At 64.8% G+C, this 25,277-nt stretch carries 23 protein-coding genes; 15 read left to right on the top strand and 8 right to left on the bottom strand.

The window, feature by feature from the left end; all coding sequences use genetic code 11:
* Nucleotide 1: 1 nt before the first annotated feature.
* Both M3I53_RS10845 and M3I53_RS10840 read right to left on the bottom strand, forming a co-directional pair.
* Nucleotides 2-361, bottom strand: coding sequence for an STAS domain-containing protein (locus M3I53_RS10845; protein WP_254315937.1), 360 nt, complete (start codon nt 359-361; stop codon nt 2-4).
* A gap of 39 nt (nt 362-400) precedes the next feature.
* On the bottom strand, nt 401-1,267 hold the full coding sequence (locus tag M3I53_RS10840; protein ID WP_254315936.1) for an STAS domain-containing protein: 867 nt from the start codon (nt 1,265-1,267) through the stop codon (nt 401-403).
* Between the two features lie 372 nt (nt 1,268-1,639).
* Here M3I53_RS10840 and M3I53_RS10835 point away from each other — a divergent pair, with 372 nt between their 5' ends.
* The 8 genes from M3I53_RS10835 (at nt 1,640) to M3I53_RS10800 (ending at nt 10,772) form a co-directional block, all read left to right on the top strand.
* On the top strand, nt 1,640-1,870 hold the full coding sequence (locus tag M3I53_RS10835) for a hypothetical protein (protein ID WP_254315935.1): 231 nt from the start codon (nt 1,640-1,642) through the stop codon (nt 1,868-1,870).
* 152 nt (nt 1,871-2,022) lie between these two features.
* Nucleotides 2,023-2,673 carry a phospholipid-binding protein MlaC gene (locus M3I53_RS10830; RefSeq protein ID WP_254315934.1) on the top strand — a complete coding sequence of 217 codons (651 nt, stop codon included), beginning with the start codon at nt 2,023-2,025 and terminating at the stop codon, nt 2,671-2,673.
* Nucleotides 2,674-2,841: 168 nt separating this feature from the next.
* The gene (locus M3I53_RS10825; protein ID WP_254315933.1) at nt 2,842-4,797 is read left to right on the top strand and encodes an AI-2E family transporter; all 1,956 of its coding nucleotides are present in this window, start codon (nt 2,842-2,844) and stop codon (nt 4,795-4,797) included.
* An 84-nt stretch (nt 4,798-4,881) separates the two neighbouring features.
* Nucleotides 4,882-5,133: a hypothetical protein gene (locus M3I53_RS10820; RefSeq protein WP_254315932.1), complete on the top strand. Its 252-nt coding sequence runs from the start codon at nt 4,882-4,884 to the stop codon at nt 5,131-5,133.
* 364 nt (nt 5,134-5,497) lie between these two features.
* Nucleotides 5,498-6,238: a 3-ketoacyl-ACP reductase gene (locus M3I53_RS10815; RefSeq protein WP_254315931.1), complete on the top strand. Its 741-nt coding sequence runs from the start codon at nt 5,498-5,500 to the stop codon at nt 6,236-6,238.
* 178 nt (nt 6,239-6,416) lie between these two features.
* Nucleotides 6,417-8,933, top strand: a complete 2,517-nt coding sequence (gene ligD / locus M3I53_RS10810; protein WP_254315930.1) for a DNA ligase D — start codon at nt 6,417-6,419, stop codon at nt 8,931-8,933.
* A 76-nt stretch (nt 8,934-9,009) separates the two neighbouring features.
* Nucleotides 9,010-9,936, top strand: a complete 927-nt coding sequence (locus M3I53_RS10805; RefSeq protein WP_254315929.1) for a Ku protein — start codon at nt 9,010-9,012, stop codon at nt 9,934-9,936.
* 29 nt (nt 9,937-9,965) lie between these two features.
* Nucleotides 9,966-10,772, top strand: a complete 807-nt coding sequence (locus tag M3I53_RS10800; RefSeq protein WP_302057643.1) for a tetratricopeptide repeat protein — start codon at nt 9,966-9,968, stop codon at nt 10,770-10,772.
* A gap of 70 nt (nt 10,773-10,842) precedes the next feature.
* On the opposite strand, the gene M3I53_RS10795 is transcribed toward M3I53_RS10800, so the two are convergent.
* The 3 genes from M3I53_RS10795 to M3I53_RS10785 all read right to left on the bottom strand — a co-directional run bounded on the left by M3I53_RS10795 (nt 10,843) and on the right by M3I53_RS10785 (nt 13,522).
* A complete protein-coding gene (locus M3I53_RS10795; RefSeq protein ID WP_254315927.1) occupies nt 10,843-11,310 on the bottom strand; it encodes a CBS domain-containing protein in 468 nt (155 codons plus the stop codon).
* Between the two features lie 333 nt (nt 11,311-11,643).
* Nucleotides 11,644-12,504: a class I SAM-dependent methyltransferase gene (locus M3I53_RS10790; RefSeq protein WP_254315926.1), complete on the bottom strand. Its 861-nt coding sequence runs from the start codon at nt 12,502-12,504 to the stop codon at nt 11,644-11,646.
* Nucleotides 12,505-12,538: 34 nt separating this feature from the next.
* Nucleotides 12,539-13,522 (bottom strand): LysR substrate-binding domain-containing protein, encoded by a 984-nt coding sequence (locus tag M3I53_RS10785; RefSeq protein WP_254315925.1) that lies wholly within the window; start codon nt 13,520-13,522, stop codon nt 12,539-12,541.
* Between the two features lie 166 nt (nt 13,523-13,688).
* Here M3I53_RS10785 and M3I53_RS10780 point away from each other — a divergent pair, with 166 nt between their 5' ends.
* From M3I53_RS10780 to araH, 7 genes are all read left to right on the top strand, one after another.
* Complete coding sequence (locus M3I53_RS10780; protein WP_254315924.1) at nt 13,689-15,440, top strand: IlvD/Edd family dehydratase; 1,752 nt, start codon at nt 13,689-13,691, stop codon at nt 15,438-15,440.
* 95 nt (nt 15,441-15,535) lie between these two features.
* Nucleotides 15,536-16,891 carry an MFS transporter gene (locus tag M3I53_RS10775; protein WP_254315923.1) on the top strand — a complete coding sequence of 452 codons (1,356 nt, stop codon included), beginning with the start codon at nt 15,536-15,538 and terminating at the stop codon, nt 16,889-16,891.
* A 40-nt stretch (nt 16,892-16,931) separates the two neighbouring features.
* Nucleotides 16,932-17,861 carry a dihydrodipicolinate synthase family protein gene (locus M3I53_RS10770; RefSeq protein ID WP_254315922.1) on the top strand — a complete coding sequence of 310 codons (930 nt, stop codon included), beginning with the start codon at nt 16,932-16,934 and terminating at the stop codon, nt 17,859-17,861.
* Between the two features lie 56 nt (nt 17,862-17,917).
* Entirely contained in the window at nt 17,918-18,847 is a 930-nt protein-coding gene (locus tag M3I53_RS10765; protein ID WP_254315921.1) for a Gfo/Idh/MocA family protein, read from the top strand.
* A gap of 56 nt (nt 18,848-18,903) precedes the next feature.
* A complete protein-coding gene (locus M3I53_RS10760) occupies nt 18,904-19,908 on the top strand; it encodes an arabinose ABC transporter substrate-binding protein (RefSeq protein ID WP_069265832.1) in 1,005 nt (334 codons plus the stop codon).
* A 55-nt stretch (nt 19,909-19,963) separates the two neighbouring features.
* Nucleotides 19,964-21,502: an L-arabinose ABC transporter ATP-binding protein AraG gene (araG, locus tag M3I53_RS10755; RefSeq protein ID WP_254315976.1), complete on the top strand. Its 1,539-nt coding sequence runs from the start codon at nt 19,964-19,966 to the stop codon at nt 21,500-21,502.
* An 81-nt stretch (nt 21,503-21,583) separates the two neighbouring features.
* Nucleotides 21,584-22,594: an L-arabinose ABC transporter permease AraH gene (gene araH / locus M3I53_RS10750; RefSeq protein ID WP_254315920.1), complete on the top strand. Its 1,011-nt coding sequence runs from the start codon at nt 21,584-21,586 to the stop codon at nt 22,592-22,594.
* A gap of 63 nt (nt 22,595-22,657) precedes the next feature.
* On the opposite strand, the gene M3I53_RS10745 is transcribed toward araH, so the two are convergent.
* Genes M3I53_RS10745 through M3I53_RS10735 form a run of 3 tightly spaced genes read right to left on the bottom strand, consistent with a single transcriptional unit; the run spans nt 22,658 to nt 25,260 of the window.
* Entirely contained in the window at nt 22,658-23,383 is a 726-nt protein-coding gene (locus M3I53_RS10745) for a FadR/GntR family transcriptional regulator (RefSeq protein WP_028202385.1), read from the bottom strand.
* A gap of 54 nt (nt 23,384-23,437) precedes the next feature.
* Nucleotides 23,438-24,247 carry an ATP-binding cassette domain-containing protein gene (locus M3I53_RS10740; RefSeq protein ID WP_254315975.1) on the bottom strand — a complete coding sequence of 270 codons (810 nt, stop codon included), beginning with the start codon at nt 24,245-24,247 and terminating at the stop codon, nt 23,438-23,440.
* Nucleotides 24,247-25,260, bottom strand: a complete 1,014-nt coding sequence (locus tag M3I53_RS10735) for an ABC transporter permease (protein ID WP_254315919.1) — start codon at nt 25,258-25,260, stop codon at nt 24,247-24,249. The genes M3I53_RS10740 and M3I53_RS10735 overlap by 1 nt, the downstream gene beginning before the upstream one ends.
* Between the last annotated feature and the right edge of the window lie 17 nt (nt 25,261-25,277).

Here is a 25,277-nt window from a genome sequence, read left to right as displayed (position 1 = left end):
CTCACCGGAGCTGGCGCTGCTTGAGCAGCGCCATGCCTTTTTCGACGTTCAGCGCGGTGCGCACGCCCGACAGCGTGAGACCGAGCTCGACCAGCGTGATCGCAACGGACGGCTGCATGCCGACGACCACGGTCTGCGCGTCGAGCATCATCGCCATGGCGGCCGTATTGCTGATCATGCGGCCGATGAACGAGTCGACCACGTCGAGCGTCGAGATGTCGATCAGGACGCCCTTGGCCGACTCTTTCACGATGCGCTCGGTGAGGTCGTCCTGCAGTGCGATCGCGAGGCGGTCGTGCATGTCCACCTGGATCGTGACGATCAGGCAGTCGCCGAGGCGCAGAATCGGAATGCGTTCCATCGTGTGCGGTTCCCGTGCTTCAGTGGCGCTGAGTGGCGTTCAGGCCGTGGCCTTCGGCGAGATGATGGTCGCGCCGATGCGCTGCAACGCGATGACGAAGGCGTCGGCGAGCGTGGACTTGGTCGTGACGTTGGTGAGATCGACGCCCAGATGCACGATGGTCTGCGCGATCTGCGGGCGGATGCCGCTGATGATGCAGTCCGCGCCCATGAGGCGCGCGGCGGCGACGGTCTTGAGCAGATGCTGCGCGACGAGCGTGTCGACAGTGGGCACGCCCGTGATGTCGATGATCGCGAGGCCCGCGCCCGTGTCGACGATCTTCTGCAGCAGGCTCTCCATGACGACCTGGGTGCGCGCGGAATCGAGCGTGCCGATGAGCGGCAGCGCGAGGATGCCTTCCCAAAGCTGCACGACGGGCGTGGAAAGCTCGAGCAGCTCTTCCTGCTGGCGCGCGATGATCGCTTCGCGGCTCTTCTGGAAAATGTCGGTGGTATAGAGGCCGAAGCCGTCGAGCAGCAGGTTCACCTGCCAGCTCAGCTGGGCGAATTCGACGGGGTTATGTGAAAAGGCCGCGTGCAGGCGCGCGTAGAGCGGCTCCTTGAACGAGAACACGAAGGTGGCCGTCTCGAGCGGCGTGTAGCCCTGACGCGCGCGGTGCGCCGACATCTCCGCCAGGAACGCGCGTACCGGCTCCCACTCCGGGCGGCCCGAGTCGAAGGTTTCGGTGTTCGGCAGCGTGTCGAGAAAGATGTTGAGGAACGCGGAGAACTGCTCGCGAATTTCCCCCTCCATCGCGAGGCCGCGGCGCAGCGCGATCGGCAGATGCAGGCGCAGCCATTCGGCGAGCAGCGTGTCGCGATGCTGGCTGAGGATGTCCGCAATGCGAATCTGTTCCGGTGTGTTCATGCGATCTCCTGAGCGATGGGCGCGCGCCTCGTCGTCGAGACGAACCGCTGAACCTTACACCATCGTAGTGATTCGATCCTGATTGCATTGCAATTGAACCGATTACGCGGGCAGGCAGGGCGAGCGAGCGGGCGGGCGTGCGGCTGCATGCGTTTTACGTGCCCGCTTGCCCGTGCAACCACTGTTGGGCCTGGCGCGCGCGGGCTGCTCCGCTTTGCCGTAACGCGCGTGTAGTTTTTACAGGGCGCATGTCGCGTGCGGGTGCGCGGACGTTGCTGCGGCCGGGCCGGGCATCACGCCGTGACTTGGTATGGGTTTTGCTTCGCCATAGCGCCAATCACAATCCGGTCCGCACCGAGGAGTACCGCAGCCATGGAGTCCAAAGCCATTTCTCGCCAGCAATCGCCTTTATCGACCACGTCCGCGCCACTGGGAGGCGCACTCGCTTCTGGCGAGAACGCGTTGGGGGAGGGCACCGACGACAGCGAAGGCGATCCGATGCCCGCCGTGCTCTCGCGTCTGTCGTTTTGCGTGGCCTGGCTATTCGGGCTCGAGGCGTTCCTCACGGAATCCGATGCACGGGCTCGTACGCCCCGCGCGTGAAGTCATACGCGCGCGATCGCCACGAGCCGCACAGCGATCCTGCCAGAGTGCGCCTGACCCGCTAGACTGAGCGCTGGCGTGCGCTCGCGCGATGCGTGCAGCTCATCGAATTCGCGCCCGCTCGCCGCTCCCGCCATTGCCCAGAGATATCGATGACCAGGCTATTCCGCATGACCGCGCTGCTTGCGTGGTGTCTGTCGTTCCTGCCCGCTACGGCGGCGTTTGCTCAATCGGTCCAGGTGGACCAGTCGGACCCGCAGGCGCTCATCAAGACCGCCACGCAGCAGATCCTCGACGAAGTTCGCACCAAGGCCATCGCGCCCGACGATATCGCGCGCATTCAGGATATCGTCAACCGCGACATTCTTCCGTACGTCGATTTTCGCCGCACCACGCGCCTCGCCATGGGGCCGCACTGGCGCACCACGACGCCCGAGCAGCAAGCGCAGATCGAGCAGCAGTTCCAGCTGCTGCTGATCCATCTCTACTCGGGCGCCATCGCGCAACTGAAGCCTGACCAGAAGATCGAGTACCCGCCCATGCGCAGCTCGCCGGGCGACACCGACGTCGTCGTGCGCACGCTCGCGCAGACCAACAGCAATCCGGTTGAAATCGATTACCGCCTGTACAAGACGCCGCAAGGCTGGCGCCTGTACGACCTGAACGTGCTCGGCGCGTGGCTGATACAGACCTATCGCCAGCAGTTCAACGAGAAGATCCAGCAGGGCGGCGTGGATGGGCTCATCCAGTTCCTCACCGCGCGCAATCAGGAGCTCGTCACGGGCAAGACGCAGACGCAGTGACGCGCGCTTTTTGCGTCCGCCTCTCGCGACCTGCGAAAATCTGGACGGTTGCGCCTCGCGTGTGGAGGCGCTGTACCATTTCCAGGTGCGCCTCGTGCGTATAGATGGGCCGTGCGCTTGCCCGAGCCGGCGCGGCCCCGATGTTTTTTTTTGCCGATCCAAAACGACATGAATTTCCCGCTGCCGCCGCAGGGCCGCCGCAACCGGGTGTTTCCGCCAAGCCCGCCGACGCTGCACGGCCTCGCCTCCGTCATTACAGGCGTGGTCGTGGTGTGCGGCCTGTACTTCGGGCGCGCGGTGCTGATTCCCATTACGCTCTCGGTGCTGCTGAGCTTTCTGCTGGCGCCGCTCGTGACCACGCTGCGGCGCTTTCATGTGCCGCAGTTCCTCGCCATTCTCGTTGCTGTGCTGTCCACCGTGCTCGCGCTTGCCGGCGTGGGCGCGCTGATCGCCGCGCAGGTGTATCAGCTTTCCGCCTCCCTGCCGGAGTACCAGGAAGAGATAGGGCAGAAAGTGAAAACGGTGCAGGAAAAAACCGTGGGCCGCGCCGACTCGCTGATGTCGCGGGCCGCCACCGCGCTGCAGCGCGTGACGCCCACGCCGCCGCCCGCGCCGCCGCAGCCGCGCGGCCGCGCAGCGCGCAACCAGCCGCAGCAGCCGATGCCCGTGGAGGTCCATACGCCCGCGCCCACGCCGCTTACGCTCGCGCAAAAGGCGCTCGCCCCGGCTATCGCACCGCTGGAAACGACCTTCATCGTGCTCGTGGTCACGATCTTCATCCTGTTCCAGCGCGAGGACCTGCGCGACCGGCTCATCAGCGTGTTCGGCTCCGACGACCTGCACCGCACCACGACCGCCATCAACGATGCCTCGCAGCGGCTCTCGCGCTACTTCGTCGCGCAGGTCGGCGTGAACGTCACGGTGGGCGGGGTGATTGCGCTGGGGCTGGCCGGCATCGGCGTGCCGGGCGCGCTGCTGTTCGGCGCGGTGGCGGCGCTCATGCGCTTCGTGCCGTACATCGGCATCTGGATCGCCGCGATCATGGCGACGATCGTCGCCGCGGCCACGCAGCCGCAATGGACCATGGGCGTGACGACGCTGATCTTCTTCATCGTCGTGGACGTGGTGGCGGGGCAGTTCGCCGAGCCGATGCTCTACGGCAAGCGCTCGGGCCTCTCGCCGCTGGCCGTGGTGGTGGCGGCGATCTTCTGGAGCTGGCTGTGGGGGCCCGTGGGGCTCGTGCTTTCCACTCCGCTCACGTTGTGCATCGTCACGCTGGGCCGCTACGTGGACCGGCTGAACTTCCTCACGATCCTGCTTGGCGACCAGCCCGCCCTTACGCCCGCGCAGATGTGCTACCAGCGCCTGCTCGCCGACGATCCCCACGAGGCACTGCTGCAGGCGGACCGGCTGCTCACCGGCATGCCGCTCATCGACTATTACGAGCAGGTGGCGTTCGAGGGCCTGCGCTTCGCGCGCAACGACGCCTTGCGCGGCGTGCTGCCCGCCGAGCAGGTCGCGCGCATCAACCAGGCGCTGCTCGATATCGTCGAGGATCTCGAGTCCGTGGACGATTCGCGTCACGCCGCACCCGAGGGGGAGAGCGCCAGGAAGTCCGTTGAAGGCGCGGACGAAGGCGCGCGGGTGATCGAGTTCACGCTCTCGCCGGACGCGGGCGAGGTGCTCTGCGTGCCCGGACGCGGCGCGTTCGACGACGTGGCGGTGGCGATCGTCGGCCAGTTGCTCATGCGGCGCAATATCCCTTGCACGGCCACCACCTACGACGAAGTGCGCGCCACGCGCGGGGCCATGATCGACGAGCGCTCGCCGGCCATCTGTGTGGTGTCGCTCGATGCGCCCGAGTCGGCGCCGTACCTGCGCAATCTCGTGCGGCGCCTGCGCGAGCGTGCGCCTGACGCGACCATCGTGGTGGGCATCGGCGCGGCGCTGCGCGACGACGGCGCAGGCATTGCCGACGACCCCGGCACGCTCTTCCCGACCTCACTGCGCAACCTCGTGGAGGAATGCGGCACGGCGCTTCTGCCGGCACAGACGCCGCCGGCCGCAAAGAGGGCGGCACCGCCCGATATGCAAACTCAATATAGTGCGGGAGCGAAATTGTGACAGTCACGCCCGTGTCACATTAAACCTCGAACATATGCGGCTCTGTGCCCCTGGTTGCGGCATGAAAGTTACTGGGAGACGACATTGCTGAGCCCGAAAGAATTCGCCACGCTGATGCTGGTCCGCCATTCGCCGGATCAGATCGACATGAACCGCCAGGAACTGGACACGCTGCTCGAGCGTCAGCTGGTGGCGCTCGAGCAATGGACGGAAGGCCACCGCCGCCTGTCGCTCACGATTGCCGGCCGCTCGCTGCTTGAAGCAGTGGGGCGGCTCGAATACGTGACGGATTTGCCCGAGGGGTTTGGCAACGAGCGCCTCGCCGCCGGCCTTTGATGCTTGTTTGATTCCTGCGCAGCGAGTCTGCGTACGGCCCGGCCTCGAATGGAGCCGGGCCGTGTCTTTATGCAAAACACATTTCCCCTCATGCATTTATTAAGGCATGCCAGGTAATTGTGTGCTTTTGCGCACGTCCGAGGGCGTGATCGTCTTGTGTCCCTCAAAGGACGCTGCTACGCTGATCCGGGTGTCCGTCGGCATCGAGCGAAGGCCGGCACACGCTGTCTTACGGAAGGATTGCGGCAGGCGTTTTCCTGTACGGGTATTTCCCCATCGCCCGGCTTGGTGGCGCTCGTCAAACTGACTCCATCCTCCAGAGTCTTTCCCAACTCACCTACCCCCTAAAGCAAAAGGAGGATCTATGGCAAAGCGTATTGCCTACGTGACCGGCGGCATGGGCGGCATCGGAACGGCCATCTGCCAGCGTCTGCACAAGGATGGCTACACGGTGGTCGCGGGCTGCGGCCCGAACTCGCAGCGCAAGACGCGCTGGCTCGATGAGCAAAAGGCGTTGGGCTACGAGTTCGTCGCGTCTGAAGGCAACGTGGCCGACTGGGACTCCACGGCTGCTGCGTTCGAGAAGGTGAAGAAGGACGTCGGGGAAATCGATATCCTGGTCAACAACGCCGGCATCACGCGCGACGTCGTCTTCCGCAAGATGACGCACGAAGACTGGATCGCGGTGATCGACACCAATCTCACGAGCCTCTTCAACGTCACGAAGCAGGTGATCGACGGCATGATCGAGCGGGGCTTCGGGCGGGTGATCAACATTTCGTCGGTGAACGGGCAGAAAGGCCAGTTCGGTCAGACGAATTACTCCACGGCCAAGGCCGGCATTCACGGCTTCACCATGGCGCTCGCGCAGGAAGTGGCGACCAAGGGCGTGACCGTCAATACCGTTTCGCCCGGCTATATCGGCACGGACATGGTGAAGGCGGTGAAGCCCGAAGTGCTCTCGAAGATCGTCGACAGCATTCCGGTGCGGCGCCTCGGCGAACCGATGGAAATCGCCTCGATCGTGGCGTGGCTCGCATCCGACGAAGCGGGCTTCTCGACCGGCGCGGACTTCTCGCTCAATGGCGGTCTGCACATGAGCTAAGCATTGGCCGCGGCTTTTCGCGGTGCTTGTGAGCACAACGAAGTGATCTGGCGGGAGCGGCGAGAGCCGGCTCCCGCTTTGTCTTTTGGGTCCGGCTGGATGGCAGCCTGATACAGGGAACGCTTCGGTTCATTCCATTTGCGACGCACCAGGTGACACTTCTTCCTAGACTATCGTCATGGCCTCAACCCGCGACCGCAATCCGCCATCACCGCCGCTTTCCCGCTATAAAACAAAGCGGGATTTCCGTGTCACGCCTGAACCGGCGCCACCGGCTGCCAGCCCGCCCGCTGAAAATGGACATCTTGGCTTCGTCGTGCAGAAGCACTGGGCGAGCCGACTGCACTACGACTTTCGGCTCGAACTCGACGGGGTGCTGCTGTCCTGGGCCGTACCCAAAGGCCCGTGTTACGACCCGAAGGAAAAACGGATGGCCATTCACGTCGAGGACCATCCGGTCGACTACGCGGGCTTCGAAGGCACGATTCCGGCAAAGCAATACGGCGCCGGAGACGTGATTGTGTGGGACCGCGGGACCTGGGAACCCGTCGGTGATCCGCATGAGGGAATGACTGCCGGCAAGCTGGTCTTCCGGCTCCACGGCGAAAAGCTTGCCGGACTCTGGGAACTGGTTCGCATATCGAAGGCCGGCGACAGGCAAGACCAGTGGATGCTGTTCAAGAAGCGCGATGCCTGGGCGCAGCCGCTTGCCGAATACGATGTCATCAAGGCGCTTCCCGATAGCGTCACGGCTGAGCCGCTCGGGCTCATCGAGGAACGTGCGCCGAGGGTGGCGAGGCCTGCGCGCAGCGGATCGTCGGAAATAGATCTTTCCGCGGCGGTGTCCGCTGCGTTGCCTGCCAGACTCGAGCCCCAGCTTGCGACCCTGGCGGCATCGCTTCCCACGAGCGGCGACTGGATAACCGAAGCAAAGCTCGACGGCTATCGCATGCTCTCACGCGTCGCCAAAGGCCATGTGCGACTCATCACAAGAGGCGGTCATGACTGGACAGCCAGGTTTCCCGCGCTTGCCGCAGAGGTCGAAGCGCTCGCGCTCAACAGTGCGTGGCTGGATGGCGAAATCACCGTCCTCAAAAACGGCCTTCCCAGTTTCGCTGCGCTGCAAGATGCGATCGACGGCAACGCGAATCAGGACATCGTCTACTTCCTGTTCGATCTGATGTACCTCGACGGGAGAGACCTCAGGAAGGTGCCGCTGTGGGCGAGGCGCATGCGTCTCGCGCAGCTTCTTCAAAATGCCGGTGAGCACATCCGGTTCAGCCAGGACTTTGAGGCGCCCCCGGCCCAAATGTTCGAGGCCGCCTCGGGCCTGGGCCTCGAAGGCCTGATGCTCAAGCGCCGCGACGCGCCCTATGAATCGGGGCGGACCCAGACGTGGCTCAAGGCGAAGTCCCGACTGCGGCAGGAACTGGTCATCTGCGGCTTCACGAGCAGAGGCGGCAAAGACGGCGAGGTCGGCAGTCTGTTGCTTGGTTACTACGTAGACGGCAAGCTTCGCGACGCCGGAAGCGTCGGCACCGGCTGGGACGCGAGGACCGCACGGGACCTGTGGGCGCGGCTGACGCCGCTCGAGGTCGATGCGGCACCATTTGATGTCGACGTCGCAAGGCGGCGCCGATGGTCCAGGCGCTCGGCCGGCAGCGAGCGATGGGTTCGCCCTGAACTCGTCGCAGAGGTCGAGTTCGCGGAATGGACGGCCGATGGCGTCATCCGCCAGGCCTCGTTCAGAGGCCTGCGCATCGACAAGCCGCCGACCGGCGTCGTCCGGGAGGGGGGAAAGACGCAGGCGCCGGAGCCGCAACCGAAGCTGAAAATCACGCATCCGGAACGCGTCGTCGACCCATCGACCGGCATGACGAAGGCGGACCTGGTCCGCTACTACGCGAGTATCGCGGAACGGATGCTGCCTCACCTGAAAGGCCGGCCGATCACGATGGTCCGCGCGCCCGCAGGCATTGCCGACGACCTGTTCTTTCAGAAGCATGCCGAGAGCACAGGCATGCCCGGATTGACGGCTCACGACCGCAGTCTCTGGCCGAATCATCCGCCCTTGCTGACCGTCGACACGGTCGACGCGCTGCTGTCGGCGGCACAGTTGAACACCGTCGAGTTTCACACCTGGAATTCGACCGTTCGACGGCTCGACAAGCCCGACAGGGTCATCTTCGACCTGGACCCAGGCGAGGGCGTGAAATGGGGGCGCGTTCAGGAAGCCGCGCTGCTGGTTCAGGCGTTGTTGTCGGAACTGGATCTGCAAGCCTGGCTGAAGACGAGCGGCGGAAAGGGCTTGCACGTCGTCGTGCCGCTTGCCCCGCGGCTGGGCTACGATGCGGTCAAGTCGTTCTCCCAGGCATTCGTGCGCCATCTGGCGAAGACGATTCCCGAGCGCTTTTCGGCGACCTCCGGGGCTTCGAACCGGGTCGGAAAGGTCTATGTCGACTACCTGCGCAACGGCAAGGCGCAGACGACTGCCGCGGCGTTTTCCGCACGGGCGCGACCCGGCATGGGCGTCTCGATGCCAGTTTCCTGGGCGCAGTTGAACGATCTCAAGAGCGGGGCGCAGTGGACCGTACAAACGGCCCGCGAGTACCTCAGCTTCCAGCAGCAGGACCCGTGGGCGGATTACTGGTCGGGGGCGCAATCGTTGGCATCTGCGATAAAGCTCCTAAAATGAAACGACCGCCGCCAGGCGGCGGCACGCGCTTTGCGTAAGCGACGTGCCAAAAGTGCAAATCCGCGAGGAGAAGTCCATGCCCGCCCGCTCAATCGCTTCCCTGACGCTGTCCTTCGGGCTCGTTTCGATTCCGGTGAAGCTCTATACCGCCACCGAGAGTTCGTCCGACATCCGCTTCCACATGCTGGCGCCCGACGGCTCGCGCGTGAAGCAGCAATACGTCTCCGAAAAGACGGGCGACGTTGTCGAGCGCTCGAGCATGAACAAGGGCTACGAATTCGAAAAGGACCGCTTCGTGGTCTTCACCACCGACGAGCTAAAGGCGCTGGAAGACGCGGCGAGCCACGTCGTCGAAATCATGGCCTTCATCCCGCAAGAGGCGATCAACCCGGTCTTCTACGACAAGGCCTACTACATTGCGCCCGACAAGCGAGGCGGCAAGCCGTACAGCCTGTTGCAGCAGGCGCTGGTGCAGAGCGGCCGCTGCGCGTTGGCGAAATGGGCGTCGAAAGGACGGACGCGGATCGTGCAGGTGCGCCCCGAAGAAGATGGGCTCGTCTTTCAGCAACTGCTGTACGCCGACGAGGTTCGTTCGCTGGCTGCCCTGAACGTCGAACATGTCGACGTATCCGATACCGAGATGAAACTCGCGCTGCAGATTATCGAGCAGGGCGCCGAGGACAATTACGATCCGACTGCGTACGAAGACGAAGAGAAGAAGCGCATCCTCGCTGCCATCGACGAAAAGATCGCAGGCAAGCAGGTCGTCGTTCACGAGGCTCGCGAAGAGCTGGCTGGCGGCGGACAGGTTATCGACCTGATGGACGCCTTGCGCGCGAGTTTGAAGGGTGGCGCAAAAGCGAAGGCCGCTCCGGCGCCGAAGCGCAGCAAGAGCGCGGAGCCCGTTACCGAGCTGCCTGTCGCGCCCAAGACGCGCAAGCCGCCGGCGCGTGCCGCCAAGGCGCCCGCTGAAGCGCCTGCCAAGGTCCGGGCGCGCAAGTGACGCCACAAGTCGCCGCGCGAGAGATTTCGATGCGCGAATTGCAGGCCATGCTGGGCGTTTCCCGAAAGGTGGTATCGGACCTCGTTGCTGCCGGATTCGTGAAGCCTTCGCGGGGACCGCGAAACGCCTACCGCTTCACGTTCCAGGACGTCGTGCTGCTGCGTACGGCGTTGCAACTGCGCGATGCGCGCATTGCGCCGCGCAAGATCATCATGGCTCTCACGCGACTGAGAGACGAGTTGCCCGATGCGTTGCCGCTTACGGGGATTCGCGTATCGGCGGTCGGCAACGACGTGGCCGTGCGAACCGGTCCTTCGCAATGGGATGCCGCCACCGGTCAGTTCCTGCTGGATTTCGAAGTGGCGCAAATCAAGGGCGACGTCGTGTTTCTCGACTCGGCGCCTGCACAAAAGAATCTCGCGCATCAGGCGCAGGAGTGGTACGACCTCGGCGAGCAGCTGAGAGCATCCGATGTGAACGGTGCTGAACGGGCGTACCGCAAGGCGATAGCGCTATCGCCGCAACCTTTTTATGCTGCCTACGTTGATTTGGGCGCGTTGCTGTGCGAACTCGAAGCGCGTTGCGAGGATGCGCTTGAACTGTCGGACGAAGCGTTAGCTCACTTCCCCGACGACGCGGTGTTGCACTTCAATCGCGCGATTGCGTTCGAGGAACTGGGCCGCTTCGAAGACGCTGAGCGAAGCTATATGCGCTGCCTCGAACTCGACCCGATGTACGCGGACGCACACCACAATCTGGCAATGCTGCTCGAAAGACGTGGCGACCCGCAGGGCCTGGTTCGTCATTTGAGCGCGTATCGACGGCTGACTACCTGAGCGGGACATAGCGACTGCCGGGGACTGTCATCCGGGGCCCCGCGCGAGCTGGGCGCGAGTGGCGGAGCGTTTAATAGGCGCCGCCCGTATCGATCGTCAGATAGAGCATGTCATGCTCGAGCAGCGTGATGAAATGCTCGTCCTCCTGAAAAAGTTCTTCCAGGAGGTCGCTGCTGGAAAGCACGCCAATGACGTGCCCGGATTCGATTACCGGCAAGTGCCGGATCCGCCTGGTATGCATCGACGCGAGGCACTGATCGCAAGTGTGCTCGGGTGTCACGTAAAACACCTCGGTGGTCATGATCTCGCCAACCCTGGTGCTGGCGGCATCGCGGCCGAGCACTTCTACCTTGCGAGCGTAGTCGCGCTGGGACAGGATGCCGGCAAGCTTGCCGCCTTGCAGCACAAGCACGGTCGTGACGTCCCTTTTCGCCATTAAATGCAGCGCCGCGAGCACCGTGTCATCGGGGCTGACCGAAACAACCTCGCGGGAGATCACGGACAGAATCTGCCGTGCAGTCTTCCTCTCCTTTTTCATGGCCACCTCCAGACGCAAGGGACAGCACAAGGCTCCGCATAATGAAGGCAAACGGGATGCGATCAGTCCGCAACGGCTGGCCGATCTATTCGGTTGTGCTGACTTCCAGTGTAGATCGTTTGCCCTATCAAGACCAGGTCGTCTCGACAGCGCGATTGCGCGGGGCCAGCAACTTGCATGCGGTTTTACCGCCGTGCGAGACTCGCCCGTATCGAGGCGCTGCACGACGCATACCTTGGGGGGCGCCGCCCTCGACTCCACTGCGCGTCGCTTCGCGCACCGTGCGCCGGCCCGCAATCATAGGGGGAACAACAAGAGCGACCGACACCCCCCTCAAACCGTCGCCACAAGAATCGATTCCCCGCTAGCCGGAATTAGCCCGTCGCTTCGTCCTGCGAAGTAACGCGCGGTGAGATCCGCGGTCGAAACATGACGCGCATTGCGCAACCCGGCCTCGCTTGCCAGCGCAAGCATCTCATCGGGCGCGAAAAAGCTCACGAACGGCGTACCCGCCGCCTTCGCGCGTTCATACACGGCGGCATGCTGCGAGCGCTCGGGCTCGTCGATGAGTTCGAGCGGCAAAAGGAACGTCATGACGAGCGTCGAGCCCGGTGCGAGCTGCGCGATCTGCCGCAGCGTCGCGAGGTTCGCTTCGCGCGTGAGATACATGGAGACGCCCGTCGAGGCGATCACCGCGGGACTCGCGGCATCGAACCCGGCCGCTGCGAGCCGTTCCCACCACGTTTCACCGGCTTCGAAATCGACCGGCACGAAGCGCAGCCAGGCCTGCTCGCGATACCCCAGCTCCATGAGCCGCTGACGCTTCCAGGCCTGCGTGCCCGGCTTGTCCACCTCGTACACGTGCAGGCGCGAGGCGATTTCGGGGTGGCGCTGCGCGAACGTGTCGAGTCCCGCGCCGAGAATCGCGTACTGCCGCGCGAGCCCTTTCACGGTCTGTTCGGCCACGAGGTCCTCGACAAAGCGCGCGCGCCCGACGATCGACGCACGATAGCCGCGCGTGCCTGCAGGGTGCATATCGGCCCGCTCGCGCCAGTTCGACTCGGGCGCGGCGATCTGCATGCCGGTTTCGTCTTCGAGCACGTGGGGCGCATCGTCGACCTGGACGTGCAGCGCGCGCCACAGCGCGACGCGAATGGCGGTGCTGTCGGGAGCGGCGGGATGGCTGGCGGGCATGGTTCGGTCCTCTCGCGCGGGTTTCGTCGCACGATTATCGCGCGCCTTGCTCGCCGCCGTGCGTGCCGTAAATGTCGGCGCTCACCTGCCGCAACGCCTCGATCATCACGCTCGCCGCGGGCGTGAGGAGGCCATCCGCACGCGTGATGATGCCGAAGTCGTCCATCTGGCAATCCATCGGCACGGGCAGGATCGCGACCATGCCGTGCGCCGCGTAGTAGCGCGCCACGTCCTCGGTGAGCACGGCGATCATGTCGCTTTGCTCCAGCACGCGCGTGATGAAGAGCAGCGCGGGCGTTTCGACCACGTTCGAGGGGGGCGCGAGGCTCGCGCGCTGGAACATCAGCTCGAAGCGGTGGCGCAGCACGCTGCCGACCGGCGGCACGACCCACGTCGCGCGCGCAATGTCGGCGAGCGCGATCGCCTGGGCCTCGTCCTGCAATGCCCCAAGCATGGGATGCCCCGGCCGGACCACGGCGCACACGGGCTCGCCCGCGAGCGGTTCGTAACGCAACTGGAGCTTGTCGTGCTCGGCGGAAAGGCGGCCCAGCACCACGTCGAGCTTGTCTTGCGCCAGGTGTTCGAGCAGCACGTTGCTGGCGTCGATTTCCACGGAGACGCGCAAGTTCGCATGCGTGCGCTTGACCGCCGCAACGGCCGCGGGCAGTACGCGCACGCCTGGCGATGTGATCGCGCCCACCGCCACGTGGCCGAGGCGCCCGGCCTTGAGCGCGCTCAGTTCCTCCTGCGCCTGGTCGAGGCTGCCCAGCACGGCGCGCGCATGGCGGATCAGCGCGTCGCCGTACAGCGTGGGCCGCATGCCGCGCGGCATGCGCTCGAACAGCACCGCGCCGAGCATGTCTTCGAGCTCGCGCAGGAGCTTCGAAGCGGCGGGCTGCGTCATGTTCAGCGCCGCCGCCGCGCGGTGAATGTTGCCTTCCTCCGCCAGCGCCACGACGAGGAGCAATTGCCGCGTTTTCAGCCGCGTGCGTACGTACCAGGGGCTCGTATCCAGCATGTCTCCACCTGATTTCCCAAATAGTTTTAGGTGTTTATACTAATGCCGATTTCGATATCGGATGCGTCCATTATTTCATTAGAAGGTTATCAGACTTCTCCCTAGACTGTGCCGAATCCATCGCTTGAAGCATTCGGCGAACTACCCGCTCCACAAGACGAACACGATGTCGGATACGAAACCCAAACTGCGCTCCCAACAGTGGTTCGGCACCACGGACAAGAACGGCTTCATGTACCGAAGCTGGATGAAGAATCAAGGCATTCCCGATCACGAATTCGATGGTCGCCCGATCATCGGCATCTGCAACACCTGGTCGGAACTCACGCCCTGCAATGCGCATTTCCGCAAGCTCGCCGAGCACGTGAAGCGCGGCATCTATGAAGCGGGCGGCTTCCCGGTCGAGTTTCCGGTGTTCTCGAACGGCGAATCGAACCTGCGTCCCTCGGCCATGCTCACGCGCAATCTCGCTTCCATGGACGTGGAAGAGGCGATTCGCGGCAACCCTATCGACGCCGTCGTACTTCTGTGCGGCTGCGACAAGACCACGCCCGCGCTGCTGATGGGCGCAGCCAGTGTGGACGTGCCCGCCATCGTCGTGACCGGCGGTCCGATGCTCAACGGCAAGCACGAAGGCCGTGACATCGGCTCGGGCACCGTGGTCTGGAGGCTGCACGAGGAGCTGAAGGCGGGGGAAATCAACCTGCACCAGTTCCTTTCGGCCGAAGCGGGCATGTCGCGCTCGGCGGGCACCTGCAACACCATGGGCACCGCCTCGACGATGGCCTGCATGGCCGAATCGCTCGGCGTTTCGCTGCCGCACAACGCCGCGATTCCCGCCGTCGATTCGCGTCGCTACGTGCTCGCGCACATGTCGGGCATCCGCATTGTGCAGATGGCGCTGGAAGACCTGAAGCTGTCGAAGGTCCTGACGCGCGAAGCGTTCGAGAACGCCATTCGTACGAATGCCGCCATCGGCGGCTCGACCAACGCCGTGATTCACCTGAAGGCGATTGCCGGCCGCATCGGCGTCGATCTCGAACTGGAAGACTGGCAGCGCATTGGCCGCAACACGCCGACCATCGTCGACCTGCAGCCGTCGGGCCGCTTCCTGATGGAAGAGTTCTACTACGCGGGCGGTCTGCCGGCGGTGCTGCGCCGGCTCGGCGAAGCGAACCTCCTGCCGCATCCCAATGCGCTCACGGTCAACGGCAAGTCCATCTGGGACAACGTGCGCGAGGCGCCCAATTACAACGACGAAGTGATCCGTCAACTCGACAACCCATTGATCGCAGACGGCGGCATCTGTATCCTGCGCGGCAATCTCGCGCCGCGCGGTGCCGTGCTCAAGCCTTCGGCGGCCACGCCCGAGCTGCTCAAGCATCGGGGCCGCGCCGTGGTGTTCGAAAACTTCGACCACTACAAGGCGACGATCGCCGACGAATCGCTCGACGTCGACAAGGACTCCATCCTCGTGATGAAGAACTGCGGCCCGCGCGGCTACCCCGGCATGGCCGAAGTCGGCAACATGGGCCTGCCGCCCAAGCTGCTGCGCCAGGGCGTGAAGGACATGGTGCGCATTTCCGATGCGCGCATGAGCGGCACGGCTTACGGCACGGTGGTCCTGCACGTGGCGCCCGAAGCGGCGGCGGGCGGGCCGCTCGCGGCGGTGCGCAACGGCGACTGGATCGAGCTGGACTGCGAATCGGGTCGCCTGCATCTGGACATCGGCGACGAGGAACTTGCGCGCCGTTTGAGCGATGTCGATCCGGCGGCGGCGCCCGGCGTGGCGGAGCAGCTGGGCAAGGGCGGCTATGCGCGCCTTTACGTCGATCACGTGCTGCAGGCCGACGAGGGTTGCGACCTCGACTTCCTCGTGGGCAAGCGCGGAGCGGCGGTGCCGCGGCATTCGCACTGAGCGGTTGTTGCAATGGGTCAGGGCGCGCCGGCGCCCTGAGCGCGGCAAACACGAAGGGCGCACCGCTTAAGAGAAGAAATTAGCTTGGAGACACGATGACGAACCCGCAGGTGCTGCAACACGAAAGCCCCGCTGCACTGGCAAGCGCCAGCAGCGAGGAACAGCACATCGTCGGCCATATCGCGCGCCGGCTGCTGCCTTTTCTCGCGCTGATCTATGTGGTGGCGTACGTCGATCGCACCGTGGTCGGCTTCGCGAAGCTGCACATGAACGCGGCCGTAGGCCTTTCCGACGGCGCCTACGGCCTGGGCGCCGGTCTCTTCTTCATCGGTTATTTCCTCTGCGAAGTGCCAAGCAATCTCGCGCTCGCGCGCTTCGGCGCGCGCGTGTGGTTCGCGCGCATCCTCTTCACGTGGGGCGTGATCACGATGCTGATGGCGCTCGTGAGCGGCCCGAAAAGCTTCTACGCGCTGCGCTTCCTGCTGGGGGCGGCGGAAGCCGGTCTCTATCCGGGCATTCTCTATTTCCTCACGCAGTGGTTCCCCATGCGTCACCGCGGGCGCGTGATCGGCCTGCTCGTGCTCGCGCAGCCCATCGCCGGCATCGTCACGGGGCCGCTCGCGGGCGCGCTGCTCGAAACGCATGGCTTTTTCGGCATGTCGAACTGGCAGACGCTGTTTGTCGTGAGCGGCCTGCCCGCCGTGCTGCTGTGCATTCCCACGTTGCGTCTGTTGCCCGAATCGCCCGCGCACGCGCACTGGCTCGACGACAACGAGCGCCGCTGGATCGCGCGCGAACTCGCCGCCGATCAGCGCGCCTACCGGCTCGACACGCATCGCAACCCGTTTAGCGCGCTCAAGGACCGCCGCGTGCTGCTGCTTGCGCTGCTGTTTCTGCCGTTTCCGCTGTGCATCTATGGTTTGTCGCTCTGGTTGCCTACCATTATCAAGGCGTTCGGCGTGAGCGATTCCACGGCGGGCCTGCTTTCCGCGGTGCCGTATCTGTTCGCGGTAGTGGGCTTGCTGATCGTGCCGCGCCATTCGGACAAGCATCGCGAACGTTACGGCCACATTGTCGTGGTCTCGGGCGTCGCGGCGCTGACGATGGCCGCGAGCGCGTGGTTTCACGCGCCGGCGCTGCAACTGCTGTTCATCTGCCTGACCGCTTTTTCGATCTACTCGATTCAGGCCGTGGTCTGGGCGCTGCCCGGCGAGTTCCTCACCGGCGCGAGCGCGGCCGTGGGGATCGCGACGATCAACTCGCTCGCGAATCTCGGCGGCTATCTCGGCCCCTATGGCATCGGGCTCATCAAGGACGCGACGGGCAGCCTGGCGGCCGGGCTTTACTTTCTCGCGGCCACGCTGGTGTTCGCGGTGCTCGTGACGTTCGCCGTGCGCGCGGTGCTGCGCACGCCTGGGCGCGGCACCGGACAACTGGCCAGCGAATCGTGAAGGCACGGGCTGACACTCTTTCTCAAGCAGGACTGAAGACATGACTACGAGCCGTACGCCCCGCTATCAGGGCATTTTCCCCGTCGTGCCGACCACGTTCACCGAAACGGGCGAACTGGATCTGGCAAGCCAGAAGCGCGCCGTCGATTTCATGATCGACGCGGGCTCGGACGGCCTGTGCATTCTCGCGAACTTCTCGGAGCAGTTCTCGCTCTCCGACGACGAGCGCGAACTCATCACGCGCACCGTGCTCGAGCACGTGGCGGGCCGCGTGCCCGTGATCGTGACGACCACGCATTACGGCACGCCGGTTGCCGCCGCACGCAGCAAGCGCGCACAGGAGCAGGGCGCGGCGATGGTGATGCTCATGCCGCCGTATCACGGCGCGACCTTCCGCGTGCCCGAGCAGCAGATTTACGACTTCTACGCGCGCGTGTCGGATGCGATCGACATTCCGGTCATGATCCAGGACGCGCCCGCGAGCGGCACGGTGCTCTCCGCGGCGTTTCTCGCGCGCATGGCGCGCGAGATCGACCAGGTCTCGTATTTCAAGATCGAAACGCCGGGCGCGGCGAACAAGCTGCGCGAGCTGATCAAGCTGGCGGGCGAGGCCGTCGAGGGCCCGTGGGACGGCGAAGAAGCCATCACCTTGCTCGCGGACCTGCACGCCGGTGCGACCGGCTCGATGACGGGCGGCGGTTTTCCGGACGGTATTCGCCCGATTATCGTAGCCCACCGCGAAGGCCGCGCCGACGACGCATTCGCGCTGTACCAGAAGTGGCTGCCGCTCATCAATCACGAAAACCGCCAGGCGGGCCTGCTCGCCTGCAAGTCGCTGATGAAGGAAGGCGGCGTGATCGAGTGCGAACTGCCGCGCCACCCGCTGCCCGCGATGAATCCCGCGACGCGCGCCGAGCTGATCGACATTGCGCGCCGCCTCGATCCGCTCGTGCTGCGCTGGGGTAAGTAAATCATTCGTCATGCAGAATAAAAAATCTCCCTGAAAAGAAGGGGCGGAGATACGTCATGAAAGCGTCCTATACGTTGGGTATCGTCGGCGTCGGCAAGATTGCGCGCGACCAGCATCTGCCTGCCATCACGGGCAATCCGGGGTTCGAGCTCGTCGCGAGCGCGAGCCGCAACGCGCAGGTGGAGAACGTGCGCAACTACAAGGACATCGGTGCGCTGTTAGCCGCCGAGTCCGATCTCGACGCCGTCTCGCTGTGCGCGCCGCCGCAGGTTCGCTACGCGCAGGCGCGCGCCGCGCTCGAAGCGGGCAAGCACGTCATGCTCGAAAAGCCGCCCGGCGCGAGCGTGAGCGAAGTCGAGGCACTGCGCGAGCTTGCGCAAAAGCGCGGCCGCACGCTGTTCACCACGTGGCATTCGCGCTGCGCGAGCGCCGTCGAGCCCGCGCGCGCGTGGCTCGCCGAGCGCACCATTCGCGCCGTGCACGTGCGCTGGAAGGAAGATGTGCGCCGCTGGCATCCGGGTCAACAGTGGATCTGGGAACCGGGTGGCCTCGGCGTATTCGATCCGGGCATCAACGCGCTTTCCATCGTCACGCGCATCCTGCCGCGCGAAGTTCTGCTGCAGGGCGCGACGCTGCATGTGCCGAGCGATTGCTCCACGCCGATTGCGGCCGAACTCGATTGCATCGACACCGATGGCGTGCCGGTGCGCGCCGAGTTCGACTGGCGCCACGGTCCGGTCGAGCAATGGGAAATCGATGTGGAGACCACGGACGGCCTGCTCTCGATCGCGGAAGGCGGCAAGCGCCTCGCGATTGCGGGCGAGCCGGTCGCGCTCGACGCGGAACGGGAATATGCGGCGCTCTATGAGCGTTTTCACTGGTTGATCGCCCACGGCACCGACGACGTGGACGTGCGCCCGCTGCGCCTCGTGGCGGACGCGTTCCTGCTCGGCAGGCACGTCGAAGTCGAGGCCTTCGGCCACTAACGACGCTTCTTTCAAGCATTACACACGCAGCAAACCACACCTGAGGAGACAGGAGCATGACCAGCAAGATCCGCCGTTTGACCCTTCGTGCCGCATTCGCGGCGATGTGCATTGCCCCGCTCGGCATGAACGTGGCGGCGCACGCCGACTCGCCCGTGAAGATCGGTTTCCTCGTGAAGATGCCGGAACAGGCATGGTTCATCAACGAGCAGAAGGCCGCCACGGCGCTCGGCCAGAAGGAGAACTTCTCGGTGGTGAACATCGGCACGCCGGACGGCGAGAAGGTGCTCGCCGCCATCGACAACCTCGGCGCGCAAGGCGCACAGGGCTTCGTGATCTGCGCGCCCGACGTGCGTCTCGGGCCGGCGATCCAGGCGCGCGCCAAGCGCTACAACATGAAGTTCGTGACGGTGGATGACCAGCTCGTCGACTCGTCGGGCAAGCCGATCGCCAGCGTGCCGCATCTCGGCATGTCGGCGCTCAAGATCGGCAATCAGGTCGGTCAGGCGATCACCGACGAAATGAAGCGCCGCGGCTGGAAGCCGGAAGAAGTGGGCGCGCTGCGTATCACCGACTATGAACTGCCCACGGCGAAGCTGCGCACGGACGGCGCGACGCAATCGCTGCTGGCCGGCGGCTTCAAGAAGGAAAACATCTTCGACGCCCCGCAAAAGACCACCGACGACGAAGGCGGCTTCAATGCGGCGTCGCCGGTGCTCGCCCAGCATCCGAACATCAAGAAGTGGGTGGTGTTCGCGCTCAACGAAGAAAGCGTGCTGGGCGCCGTGCGCGCGACCGAACAGCTGCATATCCCGTCGGCTGACGTGATCGGCGTGGGCATCAACGGCGCAGGCGAAGCGTTCGCCGAGTTCCAGAAGAAGCAGCCTACGGGCTTCTACGGCACGATCGCCGTGAGCTCGACGAACCACGGCAAGGAAAGTGCCGAGAACCTCGTCGAGTGGATCCGCGACGGCAAGCAGCCGGCCGCCGACACGCAGACCACCGGCAAGCTGATGACGCGCGACAACTGGACGGCCGTGCGCAGCGAGCTGGGTATCTAAGGACTGCGTAGAAGACTGAGGCGAAGCAAAGGGCAGGGATGCAATGACTGAAACGATGACTGATGCGAGCGCGCAAGCGAACGCGGTGAAGAGCGCTCAACAGGGGAATCGCGCGTACCTGGAGCTCGACGGCATTACCGTGAGCTTCCCGGGCGTGCGCGCGCTCGACCGCGTGGCGCTGGAAGTGCGTGCCGGCGAGGTACACGGCTTGATGGGCGAGAACGGCGCGGGCAAATCCACGCTGCTCAAGGTGCTATCGGGTGTGAACCAGCCGCAGGAAGGCACGCTCGAGCTGGGTGGCGTGGAGCACCGCTTTACGACCACGAAGGCGGCGCTCGAAGCGGGTATCGCGATCATCTATCAGGAACTGCATCTCGTGCCCGAGCTGACGGTGGCGGAAAACCTGATGCTCGGGCAGTTGCCCAATCGCCTCGGCGTGCTCGACGAGGGCACGCTCGTCAAGCGCGCGATGGATGAGCTCAAGCGGCTTGGCGAGCGCATCGATCCGCGCACGCCGGTGAAGAACCTCTCCATCGGCCAGCGCCAGATGATCGAAATCGGCAAGGCGCTCATGCGCGACGCGCGCGTGATCGCCTTCGACGAACCGACCAGCTCGCTCTCGGCGCGCGAGACGGAGAACCTCTTTCGCATCATCAACGCGCTGCGCGCGGATGGCCGCGCGATCATCTACGTCACGCACCGCATGGATGAAGTCTATGAGCTCTGCGACCGCGTGACGGTGTTCCGCGACGGCAAGCGCATCGAGACGTTCGATTCGGTGGCCGATCTCGACCGCAATCGCCTCATTGCGGCGATGGTGGGCCGCTCGATCGAGGACGTGTACGGCTATCGTCCGCGCGAAGCGGGAGACGTCCTGCTCGAAGCGAAGGGCCTGCTAGGTCCTGGGCTCGCCGAGCCGGTATCGTTCACGGCGCGGCGCGGCGAAATCGTCGGCTTCTTCGGGCTCGTGGGCGCCGGGCGCTCGGAACTCATGAAGCTGATTTACGGCGCGACGCGCGCCAGCGCGGGCCACGTCGAACTCGGCGGCAAGCGCGTCAATTTCGCGAGCCCGCGCGACGCCGTGCGCGCGGGCCTCGCGCTCTGCCCCGAGGACCGCAAGCAGGAAGGCATCGTCGCGATCGCGTCGGTGGCCGATAACCTCAACATCAGCGCGCGCCGCCACTTCAGCCCCGCGCGCTTCCTCCTCGACGCGCGGCGCGAGCGCGATCTCGCGCAGGACTACATCAAGAAACTCGCGATCAAGACGCGCAACGGCGACACGGCCATCGGCACGCTCTCGGGCGGCAACCAGCAGAAGGTGATTCTGTCGCGCTGGCTCGCCGAACGCATCGAGGTGTTCCTGATGGACGAGCCCACGCGCGGCATCGACGTGGGCGCGCGCGCCGAAATCTACAACCTGCTGTACGAGCTCGCGGAAGCGGGCAAGACCGTCATCATGGTGTCGAGCGACCTGGCCGAAGTGATCGGCGTGTCGGACCGCATCATCGTGATGCGCGAAGGGCGAATTGCGGGCAGCCTGCCGAAGGCCGAAGCTTCGCCCGACGAACTGATCAAGATGGCGCTGCCGCGCTGAAGCCTGTTTTTTTGCCTTGCCGGTCGCGTCTGAAACGTCTTCAATCGACGCTCGCGACCGATCCGAAACGATGAACCAGAAATGAGTGAAGCCATGCAGCCACAGGGCACGCCTACCGTCAACGAAGCCGCCGCGCCGATTACCCCCCAGCGCGCGCGGGCCTGGGACATGATCAACAAATCGGGCATCGCGGTGGTGTTCGTGGTGCTGTTCGCGGTGCTATCCGCAACGGTGCCCGACTTCCTCACGACCCGCAACATTCAGGGCCTGCTGCTCTCCGTCACGCTGATCGGCTCGATCGCCGTCACGATGATGTTCGTGCTCGCGCTCGGCGAGGTCGATCTTTCGGTCGCCTCGATCGTGGCCTTCGCGGGCGTGGTGGCCTCCACGGTCATCACGCAGTCGCATAGCGTGCTGCTCGGCATTACGGCCGGCGTGCTCGCGGGCGGGGCGGTGGGGCTCGTGAACGGCGTGCTGATAGCGCGCTTCAAGATCAACTCGCTGATCGCCACGCTCGCGATGATGGAAGCGGTGCGCGGTCTCGCGTTCCTCACCTCGAACGGCGACGCCGTGATGATCTCCGAAGAGCGCTTCTTCGATCTGGGCGGCGGCTCCTTCCTCGGCATTTCGTTCCCGATCTGGAGCAACATCATCGGCTTCGTGGTGTTCGGCTTCCTGCTCAAGAAAACCGTGTTCGGCAAGAACGTGCTCGCGGTGGGCGGCAATAGCGAAGCGGCGCGCCTGGCAGGCCTGCCGGTCACGCGCATCAAGATCACGGTGTTCGTGCTGCAAGGGCTCATTACGGGCTTTGCGGGCGTGATGCTGGCCTCGCGCATGAGTCTGGGCGACCCGAAGACTTCGGTTGGCCTCGAGCTCGGCGTGATCTCGGCTTGCGTGCTGGGCGGCGTGTCGCTCACGGGCGGCGTGGCGACGATCTCGGGCGTGCTCGTGGGCGTGCTGATCATGGGCTCGGTGCAAGACGCCATGAGCCTCATGAACGTACCGACGTTCTATCAGTACCTGATTCGCGGCGGTATTCTGCTGCTCGCGGTGCTGTTCGACCAGTACCGCCGCAGCAAGCGCGCAGTGTGAGGGAAGGGCACGCCGATGGGCCGCAATGCGGCCCTGGCGCGGCGCTGCTCTAGTTTGCGAGCCTCAGGTCTCCAGCCCCGCCCCGCCCAGAATCGATTTGGCGTCGGCGCGCGCATTGTCGAGCTGCACGACGCTCGCTTGCCGCGCCGCGAGTGCGTCGCCGTGCTCGATCGCCGTGAGAATCGCCTTGTGGCGCGGCAACGAAAGGGCGTGCGTGTTGGGATGGCGGCTAGTGAGCTTGATCGACTCGGAAAGCGCGAGCGAGAGCATGTTGCCGATGTACGCCAGCATGTTGTTATGCGTGGCGGCCATGATCGCGCGGTGGAATTCCAGGTCGGGCTCGAGCAGGTCGGCGGCCGTTTGCGCCTGCTCCATGCGCGCGTAGGCTGCGGTAATGCGGGCGCGGTCTTCGTCGTTTGCTGAAATCGCGGCGAGCGCCGCGGCGGCGGGTTCGATGATCTGCCGCACGGTCATGAGCGAGCGGAAGAACTCGCCTTCGGGAATGCTGTTGACGGTCCAGTACAGCACGTCGGGGTCGAGCATGTGCCATTCTTCGCGCGGTCGCACGACACTGCCGACGCGCGGCTTCGAAACGACCAGGCCCTTGGCGACCAGCACGCGCGTGGCCTCGCGCAGCACCGGGCGGCTCACGCCGTAGGTCTCGCACAGTGTGGGTTCGGCGGGCAGGCGCTGCCCGGGGGGGAGCGTGCCGCCCACGATCTGCATGCCGAGCTCTTGCACGATGCGCGCGTGCATGCTCTTGCGTTTCTCTAGATTGCGGTAATCCATGATTGTCCGGCCGGGGGCTACCCGATCAGAGCGTCCCCCTTTGTTATTGGGTCACTACGCGCTGGTGGCGCGCATGGCCCGGTATTCCCGCCGCACGATATCCATCAGTTCAGCCACCGATGTATTGGCGCTGTGCTGTTCGTATGTCACGCGGCCTCGCTGCATCAACATGATGCGATCCGCAATATCGAGCGTCTGCGCATAGTTGTGCATGATCATGATAATCGATAGGCCGCCTTTTTCCTTCAAACGCATGATGAGATCGATGATGAGACCCGCTTCGCGCGCTCCCATCGCGGCGAGCGGCTCGTCGAGCAGCAGGATCTTTGCGTTCGAATGGACGGCGCGCGCCACCGCGATCGCCTGGCGCTGACCGCCAGAAAGCCGCTCCACAGGCAGGTCCACCGAGGGTACGTGCACGCCGATGTCGTCGAGCAGCTGCGCCGCTCGCTGGCGCATCTGCTTGTGATCGAGCAATTTGAAGGGCCCGCGGCGCACGATCTCGCGGTTCAGGAACATGTTGTGGTAAATGCTCAGCGAATTCGCCAGTGCGAGGTCCTGATAAACGCATTCGATGCCGAGCGAGCGCGCATGGTCCACCGAGCGCAGCAGCGTTTCGCTGCCGTCGATCTGCAGTGTGCCGCTCGTTTGCTGATGAAAACCCGTGAGGATTTTCACGAGCGTGGACTTGCCCGCGCCGTTGTCGCCGAGAATGCCGAGGATTTCGCCGCGGCCGAGCGTGAGCGAAACGCCGTCGAGCGCCGTGACCGCGCCGAAGCGCTTGACGATGTTGTCGCCCCGCAGCGCGAGCGGGGCGTTGGCCGTGGCGGTTGCGCCGCCGGGGGAGGCTTGCGATTCGTCCATCATCGGCTCCCTTTGCGGCGCAGGCGCCCAACGTGGATGTTGAAGACCATGGCGGCGAGAATCGCGGCGCCGAGGATGATGTTGAAGGTGAACGCGTTGATGCCGATGAGCGTGAAGCCGTCGTTGAGAATGCCGAGCACCGCCGCGCCGATCAGGCCGCCCACGATCGTGCCCGAGCCGCCCGTGAGCGGCGTGCCGCCGATCACGGCCGAAGCCACGGCGAGGAACATGATCTGGTTGCCGCCCGCCTGCGGGTCGATCGAGGTGATGCGAAAGCCTTCCAGAATGCCGGTGAAGCCCGCGAGCACGGCGGCAATGATGAAGTTGCCGAGGCGCAGCCGGTTCACATGAATACCGGCCTCGCTCGCGCCTAGCGGATTCGCACCCGCCGCCTGCGTATGCAGGCCCCAGCGCGTGTGGCGCAACAGCACGTGCATGGCAAAGGCGATCACGATAGTCCAGAGGATCTCGCTATAGCCCCACGCGCCCATGAAGGCCGCGAATTCGGGCGAGCCCGGCGTCTGCACCGGCGTGCCGCGCGAAATGGTGAGCGTGATGCCGTTGATGAGAAAGAGCGTGCCGAGCGTCGTGACGAACGAGGGCAGGCGCAGCCACACGGTCACGGCCCCGTTCACGAAGCCGACAATTCCCGCGGCTACGAGTCCCGCGATCACGGCGAGCCACATCGGCGCGCCCGCGTCGTTGGCGAACACCATCATGAACGGCGCGAAGGCGAACACCATGCCCGCCGAGAGATCGATGTCGCCGCCGATCATCAGCATGATTTCGCCGAACGCGATGATCGCCACCGGCGCGATGAACTGCGAGAGGTTGACGAGACTCGCGTTGGTGAGCAGGAAATCCCGGTTTGAAAATTCGAAGTACGCCGCGAGGATCATCGCCACGAGCAGAATACGCAACTCGGGCGCCCACGCGGAGAGCCATTGCCCGCGCGGGCGGACAACAGCCCGCGCGGAGACTTCAGCCTTGCCGGTTTCGTTCACAGAGTTCATCACTCGTAGTTCATTGC

It is taken from the genome of Paraburkholderia sp. CNPSo 3272 (assembly GCF_024206495.1).
In the GTDB taxonomy this organism is placed as follows: Bacteria; Pseudomonadota; Gammaproteobacteria; order Burkholderiales; family Burkholderiaceae; genus Paraburkholderia.
Note: the sequence above shows the minus strand (reverse complement) of the source record. Positions and strands in the feature narration are given on the sequence as shown.